Below are 9791 nucleotides of genomic sequence, written 5' to 3' on the forward strand. Positions count from 1 at the left end.
GCGATGACGTCGTTCAACTCCGGGGCCCAACCCCAGAACCGTGCGCCTCAATCCATCGGCTTTCTGCTGCTGGACAATTTCACGCTGATTTCCCTGGCGTCCGCTGTAGAACCATTGCGAATGGCCAACCAGTTGTCGGGCCGGGAGTTGTATCGCTGGACCACCCTCACTGTCGATGGCGGCCAGGTCTGGGCCAGTGACGGTTTGCAAATCACCCCTGACGCCTCCATGCACAAAGCACCGCCACTCGACACCGTGATTGTCTGCGGCGGTATCGGCATTCAACGCACTGTTACCCGCGAACACGTGTCATGGCTGCAAAGCCAGGCGCGTCAGTCCCGTCGCCTCGGCGCGGTATGCACTGGCAGCTGGGCCTTGGCTTGCGCCGGTTTGCTGGATGGTTTCGATTGCAGCGTGCACTGGGAATGCCTGGCGGCGATGCAGGAAGCTTTTCCGCGGGTAGCCATGAGTACTCGCCTGTTCACCCTCGACCGCAACCGTTTCACCAGCTCCGGTGGCACCGCGCCGCTGGACATGATGCTGCACCTGATCAGCCGCGATCACGGCCGTGAGTTGTCTGCCGCAATCTCGGAAATGTTTGTCTACGAACGTATCCGCAACGAACAGGATCACCAGCGTGTGCCGCTCAAGCACATGCTCGGCACCAATCAGCCGAAGTTGCAGGAAATCGTTGCGCTCATGGAAGCCAACCTCGAAGAGCCGATCGACCTTGACGAACTGGCGGTGTATGTCGCCGTCTCGCGTCGTCAGCTGGAAAGACTGTTCCAGAAATACCTGCACTGCTCACCGTCGCGTTACTACCTGAAGCTGCGTCTGATCCGTGCGCGGCAGCTGCTCAAGCAAACGCCGATGTCGATCATCGAGGTGGCGTCGGTGTGTGGCTTCGTTTCCACGCCGCACTTCTCCAAGTGCTACCGCGAATACTTCGGCATACCGCCGCGTGACGAGCGTGTGGGTTCCAACACGACACAGCAAGTGGCGATGATGCCGCTGCCACAAGCGCTGGTACTGTCGCCGCTGTCCGGGCCGTTGTCAGCGCTGAGCCAGGCGCGCAATGAGTCGACGTTTGCCAGCGTAAGGCTCTAAAACTCTCGGGCTACTGTGGCGAGGGAGCTCGCTCCCGCTGGGCTGCGCAGCAGCCCCAAAACCGGCAAATGCGGTCGTTCTGACAATCCGCATTCGCTGTTTTTGCAACCGCTTCGCGGTCGAGCGGGAGCGAGCTCCCTCGCCACAAGGAGAAGCCGCTCAGTGCTGAAAATCAGGCCCTATGGCTCTGCTGATACTGCGCCAACGCCGGCAGCAATTGTTTGTCGATAGCCTGGCGCACGGCCGGCAGGATGGTCGCGCTACTGGTGTACATCTGCTTGACCATGGTACGCAGCACGATTGCCCGTTCATCGTTCAAGCCCCGCACCGCACACTCGCAAGCCTGCTCGGCGGTGGAACCGATCGGTACTTGAAAACCCAGCGACTTGAGCTGGCCCAACAGGTCTTCCTGGTCAATCAAATCGGCGTGCATCATGACGCAAATCCTTCTTCTGGGAACGGTGTCGTGGTTCGATTCTGGTGGGGGTGCCTGGTGTGGGCAAGGGCGATTTGTCGCAATGGCCGCAATGGCTATGAACAGGTCGTTTTCGACTAACTTGCCAGCGAGCTGAGTGGGCACACTGGACTCAGCTCGCTTCACGAAGGTTTGGTCACCCTCGCATGGCAGCTCCTCAACAGTACCCTCTGCCTCGATCCTGTCACGGCTTGATCGGGGCTTTTTTTATCCGGGTTTTTTGTGTGTCTGTGCAGGTGCCATCGCGGGCAAGCCTTGCTCCTGCAGGGTCTTGTGTTGTTCACATTATTATCGAACGACGCAAATCCTGTAGGAGCGAGGCTTGCCCGCGATGAACGATGACGCGGTCTAGCGCTGTAGCACCAGAATGCGCGACAACAACTCATCCCGGTCGACATAGCAGCCCTGGAAATGCCGCGCCCCGGTGGCGGGGTCGAAGGCGTTGCGTGCATGCAGGGTGCGGCGGTTGTCGAAGCACCACAGCTCGCCGGGATTGAGCCGCTGCATCAAGCGGAATCGAGGCTCGCGGGTCATCGCAATGAAGCGCCGGTAAGCGCGATAGAGCCTGGGCATCTGCTCCACCGACGCTTCGAACGGACCGCGCAGAAAATTCGCCATGCGGATTTCAGAGACCTGTCCCAGTGCATTCAGGGCGATGATCGGTGCCAGGCAACGGTAATCGCTGTGACGGTCCTTGTTGCGAAACTCCACGGGGATTTCGCAAAGGCTTTTGAATGACTCCGGATCTTCCAGGCGCAACGCATCGGCAATGGCAAAACCGTCGACGAAAATACTCTCGCCGCCTTCAGCATCGTTGATCAGGCAATGCAGGAATTGCAGCCCCGGTTGTAGCTCCCGCGTCGGCAAATCACTGTGCAGCGGCAGGTTGAAGGCGGTGTAGGCGTTGCTGTCGGCGTCGGCCCTGGATTGCACATTGAACAGCACGCCGAAATTGCTTTCGCGGATGAACGAAATGCGCTGGGCGATCAGCTTCAAGGAACCGGGTTCGGTGGGTACGCCACGGACCTGGGTCAAGCCGATATCGCGCACCGCCAGCAGCCATTGCAGCAAGGCGTCGTTGTCGGTCATCAGCGCCTGATATTCGAACACCGGCAACGACAAGTCGCTGTGCCAAAGCCTGGCTTTGGGCTTGTTGGCCAAGCGTTCGGCGCGGGACTCGTCGTCATAGGCATGTGCCCTCAGCCAGCCTGGATCGAAGCGGCTGAAGTGGCCGTCCTGCCACTCGATGCACAGGCAACCTTGAGCGTCGACAGTGGTTTGCGCCGGCATCAGGTTTTCCGGCACGTCGACAATTTCCAGCACCTGCTCACGTGTCACGCTATAGACGCATTGCGAGCAGGGGCAGTTGTCACGCAGCCATGGGTGGTGGAAGGGGCTGATGCGATTGTCGGCCCACTTCACCAGAACCCGATCCGCCAAAGCCTGCACGCCTGTCAGCGCGCTGATCAACGGATAAGTACGGAAGTCGGCAAAAGCGGCGGCGGTGTTCAATGGCGATCTCCTGGTTATTTTTTGGGTGGTAACCCGATCACTCGGCCGATGTATTCAGGGGTTGGCAGGTCGGTTTGCTCGGCGACGATGGCTTGCAGCTTGTCCAGGGTCTGTTCGCTGAAGGGCGTGGAACGAGGCCCGGCAAGGTCGACATGCAGAAGCATTTGTTCGTTGCCCGCCAGCTCTGTGTCATCACCGACCCGATGCAGGCTGTGGTAGAGGTGCAGGCGTTTGCTGTCGTGGGCGATGATCCGGGTATGCACTTCGACATCGGCATCGAGCTTCACCTCGTGCAGGTAATTGAGGTGCAATTCCAGGGTGAACAACGAGTTGCCGCTGGCTTCTCGATGGTTGCTGTCCATGCCGAGGCGATCCATCAGGGCATCGGTGGCGTAGCTGAAAATCAACAGGTAAAAGGCATCGCGCAGATGGCCGTTGTAGTCGACCCAGTCGGGGATGATTCTGGTCTGGTAGGTGGTGAGGGTGGGCATGTTTATCTCCAGGCACGATCGTTCCCACGCTCTGCGTGGGAACGCCTCCTGTGACGCTCTGCGTCACGTCGTTGGGACGCGGAGCGTCCCGGGCTGCATTCCCACGCAGAGCGTGGGAACGATCAACACATCACTCGCTGAAACTCATCCCGTGCTTCTCTTTGGTGGTCTTCACCGCCTCAAGCACCGCCAGCAGACAATCATCACGATAGCGCTCCAGCGCCGAAATGCTGTGCTTGCCCAACTGATCGCTGGTGCCATCGACCACATCGTCGATCAGCTTGTCAGTCAGTTCGGGGGCCGGCAGATAGGTCCATGGCAACTGCAACGCCGGGCCGAACTGCGACATGAAGTGGCGCATACCGGCATCGCCGCCGGCGAGCGTGTAGGTCAGGAACGTGCCCATGAATGACCAGCGCAGACCCGCGCCAAAACGGATCGCGTCGTCAATCTCGCCGGTGGTTGCCACGCCGTCGTTGACCAGGTGCAGCGCCTCACGCCACAGCGCTTCAAGCAGACGGTCGGCTATGAACCCTGGCACTTCCTTGCGCACGTGCAGCGGGCGCATGCCGAGTGATTCGTAGACCTTCATCGCCGCTTGCACGGCTTCGGGTGCCGTGTTTTTGCCGCCGACGACTTCCACCAATGGCAACAGGTAAACCGGGTTGAACGGGTGACCCACTACGCAGCGTTCCGGGTGAGTCGAGCTCTCGTAAAACTCGCTGGGTAACAAGCCCGAGGTGCTGGAGCCAATCAGGGCATTGGGCTTGGCGGCGGCGCTGATCTTGCTGTGCAGGTCCAGTTTCAGCTCAAGGCGTTCCGGGGCACTTTCCTGGATGAAATCGGCGTCGCGAACACATTCTTCAATGGTCGAGACAAAACGCAGGCGATCCTGCGAGGCACCGGGTGCCAGACCCTGTTTTTCCAGTGCGCCCCAGGCATTGGCGACACGCTTGCGCAATGCGGCTTCGGCACCGGGCGCCGGATCCCAGGCCACCACGTCGAGGCCGTGGGCGAGGGCGCGGGATACCCAACCGCTGCCGATGACACCGCTGCCCAGCGCGGCGAAGGTTTTGATTTCGGTGATAAAGCTCATGGTGATTTCCTGAAAGATTCGATGAACCCCGTAGGAGCAAAGCTTGCTCGCGATAGCGGCATTAAAGTCGCAGACAATGCGTTGGATGTACCGACATCATCGCGAGCAAGCTTTGCTCCTACAGGTTTTATGCAGATGGTTAACCGCGCTGGGTCAGGCCCATTTTCTTGCGGCCTTCAGCCGGGGTCAGTACGCGGGCGCCGAGGCGGCTGAGGATTTCGCTGGCGCGTTCGACCAATTGGCCGTTGGTCGCCAGTACGCCCTTGTCCAGCCACAGGTTGTCTTCCAGGCCGACACGCACGTTGCCGCCCAGCAACACCGCTTGCGCCGCCATCGGCATTTGCATGCGGCCGATGCCGAAGCCAGCCCAGACGGCGTCTGCAGGCAGGTTGTCGACCATGGCTTTCATGGTGGTGGTGTCCGCCGGGGCGCCCCACGGGATACCCAGGCACAACTGGAACAGCGGATTGTCGAGCAAGCCTTCCTTGATCATTTGCTTGGCGAACCACAGGTGACCGGTGTCGAAGATTTCCAGCTCAGGCTTAACGCCCAGCTCTTGAATGCGTTTGGCGCCAGCGCGCAGCTGGGCCGGGGTGGACACGTAAATGGTGTCGCCATCACCGAAGTTCAGGGTGCCGCAATCGAGGGTGCAGATTTCCGGCAGCAGTTCTTCGACGTGGGCCAGGCGGGTCAGCGGTCCGACCAGGTCGGTGTTCGGGCCGAACTCCATCGGGTTCTCGCCGGCGCCGATTTCCAGGTCGCCGCCCATGCCGGCGGTGAGGTTGACGATGATGTCGACGTCAGCCTCGCGGATGCGCTCCATCACTTCGCGGTACAGCGCCACGTCACGGCTGAACTTGCCGGTCTGCGGGTCGCGCACATGGCAGTGCACGACGGTGGCGCCGGCCTTGGCCGCTTCCACGGCGGCAGCGGCAATCTGTTTCGGGGTGACCGGCACGTGTGGGCTCTTGGCGGTCGTGTCGCCAGCACCGGTGAGTGCGCAGGTGATGATGACGTCGTGGTTCATGAGGCGGGTTCCTTCAGGCGTGGTGGTTCCGCTCGCAGCCCTGTCGGGCTGCGAATCGGTGGTTCGGTTCAGAAAAAGGAGCGGGTTACTTACTGGTCAACTGCAGGTTTTCAGCTGCTGGTTTGCCGTCGAAAGTGGTCACACCTTCAAGCCAGCGTTTCTTGTCCTGCGGGTGATCCTTGAGCCATTGCTTGGCCGATTCGAAAGCGTCCTTGTGGTCCAGCAGCGGCTGCATCATCCGGCTCTCGTCTTCGGCGGAGAAGGTCAGGTTGCTCAGCAGGCGGCCGATGTTCGGGCACTGCTCGGCGTATTTCGGCGCGGTGACGGTCCATACCGTGGCCTTGCCTTCGTCCGGCCCAAGGGCGTTTTCGCTGCCGGAGAGGTAGGTCATGTCCACGTTGACATTCATCGGGTGCGGCGCCCAGCCGAAGAACACTACGGCTTCCTTGCGACGCACGGCGCGATCGACGGCGGCAAGCATCCCGGCCTCGCTGGACTCGACCAACTGGAACTTGCCAAGGCCGAACTGGTTCTTGCTGATCATCGCCTTGATCTGGGTATTGGCCCCCGAACCAGGCTCGATGCCGTAAATCTTGCCGCCCAGTTCTTTTTCGAATTTGGCGATGTCGGCGAAAGTTTTCAGGCCCTTGTCGGCGAGGTAGGTCGGAACGGCGAGGGTGGCGCGGGCATCTTTCAGGCTTGGCGCTTCGAGCACCTTGACCTGGTTGGCCTCGACGAACGGCGTAATGGTCTGGGTCATCAGCGGGTTCCAGTAACCCAGGAACAGGTCCAGACGCTGATCGCGGATCCCGGCGAAGATGATTTGCTGGGAGGCGCTGGTTTGTTTGGTGTTGTAGCCGAGGCCGTCGAGCAATACCTGGGTCAACGCGCTGGTGGCGATGACGTCGGTCCAGTTCACCACGCCCATGCGCACGTTCTGGCAAGAGGCGGGTTCGGCGGCCATGACGCTGGCGCTCAGCAAAGCGGTACCACTGAGTGCAAGAACACAGCTGCTGATCAGTCGTTTCATCTCAGGTTCCTCGGCAGTTTCATTATTGTGGATCCGGTCATCTTTGCGTGCCGGTGATGCCAAGTTACGCAGCAACGCACCGATGAAAGCGCACTGCGGCGACCAGCTCTTGCACTGCAGCGACCTGACCTCTTGAATGCCGCTGGCAAGTGGCGTATCAACGTCCTCACGCTACCCGCCCTCTCGCTACTAGCCATCGAGTGCGCTCCATGTCCCAGGATTTCTATTTCTTGTTGATGCCGGGTTTCTCGGCCATTGGATTTATCTCGGCCATCGAGCCGTTGCGGGTCGCCAATCGTTTTCGTGGCGAGTTGTATCGCTGGCATGTGCTGAGCGCCGATGGCGGGGCGGTGTTGGCCAGCAACGGCATGTCGGTCAACGCCGATGCGGCGCTGGAGCCACTGAAAAAAGGCGCGACCTTGTTGGTGGTCGCCGGCTTCGAACCGTTGAAGTTCGCCACTCCGGTGCTGGAGCACTGGCTGCGCCGCCTGGACAACGAAGGCGTGACCCTCGGCGCCATCGACACCGGCAGCTTCATCCTCGCCGAAGCGGGTCTGCTCGAGGGTCATCGTCTGACGCTGCACTGGGAAGCCATCGACGCCTTTAAGGAATCCTATCCACAGCTGAGCGTTACCCAGGAGCTGTTCGAGATCGACCGTCGGCGCATCACTTCCGCTGGCGGCACCGCTTCCATCGATTTAATGCTCGATTTGATCGCCCAGGCCCATGGCCCGGAACTGGCGATCCAGGTCAGCGAGCAGTTCGTGCTCGGCCGCATCCGCCCGCGCAAAGACCACCAGCGCATGGAAGTCGCGACGCGCTATGGCATCAGCAACAAGAAGCTGGTGCACGTGATCGGCGAGATGGAACAGCACAGCGAACCGCCGCTGAGCACGCTGGAATTGGCGGAATCGATCAAGGTGACGCGGCGACAGTTGGAGCGACTGTTTCGGTTGCACCTGAACGACACACCGAGCAATTTCTATCTGCGATTAAGGCTGGAAAAGGCCCGGCAGCTGTTGCGCCAGACCGACATGAGCGTGCTGGAAGTGAGCATTGCCTGCGGCTTTGAATCGCCGTCGTATTTCACCCGCAGCTATCGGGCGAAATATGAGCGATGTCCGCGAGAAGACAGGCGTACCGCTAAAGCATGATTCTGAAAACAACGAAAAACCTGTGGGAGCCAGCCTGCTGGCGATAGCGGTCTGGCAGACACATAAATATCGACGGATGCACCGCCATCGCCAGCGGGCTGGCTCCCACAGTTAATTTGTTCTGTCAGGAATACCGGTTATTTCTTCATCAGCGCCGAACACGCCGCCTTGTAAGCCTCATGCTGATACTTGTTCAGCGTCTCTGGCAGCTGGAAACCGAATTTCTTGCACTGCGCCGTGATGGTCTGCGGAGACAGCAGCGTCACCTCGCAATTCTCCAATAACTGGAAAACCCCTTCGATCTTGAACGTGGTCGGCCCACCGGCGAATTCGCCTTTCTTGCCGCGCTTCTTGATCGCGATGCGGTCGATGGAGTTCTCCCGGACAAACGACGCCACCTGCGCGGCGAACAACTTGACGTTGGCCGCCTCGTCATCATCGTCCAGGGCAATTTTCTTGGTATTGAGGGCGACGTGACCCAGGTTCGTACCGTCGAGAGACGCCACGGCAATGATCGCTTCGCTGCCCTTGATTTCGATGCCACAGACTTTCATGTTGAATCCCTTGACTGGCTGATGGCGTGAAGCTTACAGCTCAAGTTGACTGGCGGTGATCCCAAAAGCCGCCGCGATTTTTTCGCGTGTGGCCTTGCGAGGCTTGGCAACGGTTTCCTGCTGAGCGAAAGCCGGTTGGGAAATGCCCATGCGTTTGGCCACTTCATCCTGAGTAAGGTTCAAGTGTTCGCGCCAGGCGCGGATGGGAGTGGCGCCATCGACGATACGACTGACAACATCATGAGGGATCAAGTCGGGTTCGATCTTCTGCGCCACATATTGCGCATAAGGAATGACCACGAAGGCTGGATTGCCTTCGGCGTCATTGATGATTTGGATGTCAGTAGGTGCGTTCATCGCGTTTTTTGACCTCTTGAATACTGACCACTTTGATCGCGCCCTCCCAATCGAACATGACCCGATAGTTACCGACACGCAGTCTATAGGCGAAGTCATGACCGACCAGTGCTTTGACATTGCCTACATCAGGCATGTCTGCCAGCGCCGTGATTGCATCACGGACCTGGCACTGATGAGCGGAATGCAATTTCAGCAGTTGCTTAACGGCCTTTCGAGTCCAGTGAATGCTGTTCATGGAAGAATATAAGTCTTTTATAAGATTTGCGAATCTTTACTTATATTTTGCAGTTGGCCAATTCACAACAATTGTCAGCATGTTGCGTGAAAAGCCCATCGGTTGGGGCTTTCAAGTAATACGTGTAGGTGAGGTCAGAACGTGTTGTGGGAAGAGGGGAAAACGATGCTGAAAGCTGGATGCGGTTCCAACTTTCAGCGGAAGATTAAGGACTATTCCTGCCCAATCGACTCCAAAAACTCCGACCGTTCATCACTCATTCGTGCCACACAATCGTTCTGCGCCATGGTGAACGCCTTGCTGCCGGTTGTCGCCGGGAAGGCTTCGACGGCGCAGTCGGCGTCGCGGGTTTTCAGCCATTGGGCTTGGGCGGCCTTGATTTTGGCGGTGATGTCGGCCAGTTGCGACGGGTTCTTGCCGTAGAGCGACTGCATGCGCTCGTTCAGGCTCTTGAGGTTTTCGCTGAGCAGGTCTTCGGCGGTGGTTTTGCTGAAGGCCGAGCATTCCAGGGTCTGGACGTCGTTTTCGACTTTGTCGCAGGGATTGTCGTCGGACTCCTGCGCTGCGTGTACGCCGGTCGCAATCAATGCCAAAGCCACAAGGATGGATTTCATTCAGGTCGCCGCTCTATTCCAGTGATGCGGCGAATTCTGGCGCAAGCGGACGGCCTTGAACAGGTCGCCAACAGTGCCTGGCGACGACCCTTTGTCGCGGATTGACGCTTTCGGCAATTCCCCTGTCGTTTTTGCA

Annotated in this window: 12 protein-coding genes; 2 read left to right on the forward strand and 10 right to left on the reverse strand. The window is 59.2% G+C overall.

Annotated features, from left to right (window positions below):
- Positions 1 to 3: 3 nt before the first annotated feature.
- Positions 4 to 1107: a GlxA family transcriptional regulator gene (locus tag D8U69_RS25440; RefSeq protein WP_047534337.1), complete on the forward strand. Its 1104-nt coding sequence runs from the start codon at positions 4 to 6 to the stop codon at positions 1105 to 1107.
- 172 nt (positions 1108 to 1279) lie between these two features.
- Here the strand turns inward: D8U69_RS25440 and D8U69_RS25450 are convergent, their stop codons facing one another.
- From D8U69_RS25450 to choX, 6 genes are all read right to left on the reverse strand, one after another.
- Entirely contained in the window at positions 1280 to 1543 is a 264-nt protein-coding gene (locus D8U69_RS25450; RefSeq protein ID WP_130906008.1) for a hypothetical protein, read from the reverse strand.
- A 387-nt stretch (positions 1544 to 1930) separates the two neighbouring features.
- Positions 1931 to 3094, reverse strand: a complete 1164-nt coding sequence (locus tag D8U69_RS25460; protein ID WP_130908425.1) for a gamma-butyrobetaine dioxygenase — start codon at positions 3092 to 3094, stop codon at positions 1931 to 1933.
- Positions 3095 to 3108: 14 nt separating this feature from the next.
- Positions 3109 to 3585: a thioesterase family protein gene (locus tag D8U69_RS25465; RefSeq protein ID WP_056853899.1), complete on the reverse strand. Its 477-nt coding sequence runs from the start codon at positions 3583 to 3585 to the stop codon at positions 3109 to 3111.
- Between the two features lie 130 nt (positions 3586 to 3715).
- Complete coding sequence (locus D8U69_RS25470) at positions 3716 to 4681, reverse strand: L-carnitine dehydrogenase (protein WP_130908426.1); 966 nt, start codon at positions 4679 to 4681, stop codon at positions 3716 to 3718.
- A gap of 139 nt (positions 4682 to 4820) precedes the next feature.
- Entirely contained in the window at positions 4821 to 5708 is an 888-nt protein-coding gene (locus D8U69_RS25475) for a 3-keto-5-aminohexanoate cleavage protein (RefSeq protein ID WP_056853897.1), read from the reverse strand.
- 85 nt (positions 5709 to 5793) lie between these two features.
- Positions 5794 to 6738, reverse strand: a complete 945-nt coding sequence (gene choX, locus D8U69_RS25480) for a choline ABC transporter substrate-binding protein (protein ID WP_130906006.1) — start codon at positions 6736 to 6738, stop codon at positions 5794 to 5796.
- Between the two features lie 209 nt (positions 6739 to 6947).
- Between choX and D8U69_RS25485 the strand changes: the two genes are divergently transcribed.
- Positions 6948 to 7892, forward strand: coding sequence for a GlxA family transcriptional regulator (locus D8U69_RS25485; RefSeq protein ID WP_056853895.1), 945 nt, complete (start codon positions 6948 to 6950; stop codon positions 7890 to 7892).
- 137 nt (positions 7893 to 8029) lie between these two features.
- Here D8U69_RS25485 and D8U69_RS25490 read toward each other — a convergent pair whose 3' ends face one another.
- The 4 genes from D8U69_RS25490 to D8U69_RS25505 form a co-directional block, all read right to left on the reverse strand.
- The gene (locus D8U69_RS25490; RefSeq protein ID WP_130908427.1) at positions 8030 to 8446 is read right to left on the reverse strand and encodes a DUF3010 family protein; all 417 of its coding nucleotides are present in this window, start codon (positions 8444 to 8446) and stop codon (positions 8030 to 8032) included.
- Positions 8447 to 8479: 33 nt separating this feature from the next.
- On the reverse strand, positions 8480 to 8803 hold the full coding sequence (locus D8U69_RS25495) for a helix-turn-helix transcriptional regulator (protein WP_130906003.1): 324 nt from the start codon (positions 8801 to 8803) through the stop codon (positions 8480 to 8482).
- On the reverse strand, positions 8787 to 9041 hold the full coding sequence (locus tag D8U69_RS25500; protein ID WP_130906002.1) for a type II toxin-antitoxin system RelE/ParE family toxin: 255 nt from the start codon (positions 9039 to 9041) through the stop codon (positions 8787 to 8789). Before D8U69_RS25500 ends, D8U69_RS25495 begins: the two co-directional genes overlap by 17 nt.
- Positions 9042 to 9253: 212 nt before the next feature.
- Positions 9254 to 9655 carry a lysozyme inhibitor LprI family protein gene (locus tag D8U69_RS25505; protein ID WP_056853893.1) on the reverse strand — a complete coding sequence of 134 codons (402 nt, stop codon included), beginning with the start codon at positions 9653 to 9655 and terminating at the stop codon, positions 9254 to 9256.
- Positions 9656 to 9791: the final 136 nt, after the last annotated feature.

This window comes from Pseudomonas sp. Sample_16 (assembly GCF_004307665.1).
Classification (GTDB): domain Bacteria; phylum Pseudomonadota; class Gammaproteobacteria; order Pseudomonadales; family Pseudomonadaceae; genus Aquipseudomonas.

Excerpts from the sequence above, each read along its gene's own strand:
- D8U69_RS25440 (WP_047534337.1), top strand. The coding sequence starts at position 4 with ATGACGTCGTTCAACTCCGGGGCCCAACCCCAGAACCGTGCGCCTCAA.
- D8U69_RS25450 (WP_130906008.1), bottom strand. The coding sequence starts at position 1,543 with ATGATGCACGCCGATTTGATTGACCAGGAAGACCTGTTGGGCCAGCTC.
- D8U69_RS25465 (WP_056853899.1), bottom strand. The coding sequence starts at position 3,585 with ATGCCCACCCTCACCACCTACCAGACCAGAATCATCCCCGACTGGGTC.
- D8U69_RS25470 (WP_130908426.1), bottom strand. The coding sequence starts at position 4,681 with ATGAGCTTTATCACCGAAATCAAAACCTTCGCCGCGCTGGGCAGCGGT.
- D8U69_RS25475 (WP_056853897.1), bottom strand. The coding sequence starts at position 5,708 with ATGAACCACGACGTCATCATCACCTGCGCACTCACCGGTGCTGGCGAC.
- choX (WP_130906006.1), bottom strand. The coding sequence starts at position 6,738 with ATGAAACGACTGATCAGCAGCTGTGTTCTTGCACTCAGTGGTACCGCT.
- D8U69_RS25485 (WP_056853895.1), top strand. The coding sequence starts at position 6,948 with ATGTCCCAGGATTTCTATTTCTTGTTGATGCCGGGTTTCTCGGCCATT.
- D8U69_RS25490 (WP_130908427.1), bottom strand. The coding sequence starts at position 8,446 with ATGAAAGTCTGTGGCATCGAAATCAAGGGCAGCGAAGCGATCATTGCC.
- D8U69_RS25495 (WP_130906003.1), bottom strand. The coding sequence starts at position 8,803 with ATGAACGCACCTACTGACATCCAAATCATCAATGACGCCGAAGGCAAT.
- D8U69_RS25500 (WP_130906002.1), bottom strand. The coding sequence starts at position 9,041 with ATGAACAGCATTCACTGGACTCGAAAGGCCGTTAAGCAACTGCTGAAA.
- D8U69_RS25505 (WP_056853893.1), bottom strand. The coding sequence starts at position 9,655 with ATGAAATCCATCCTTGTGGCTTTGGCATTGATTGCGACCGGCGTACAC.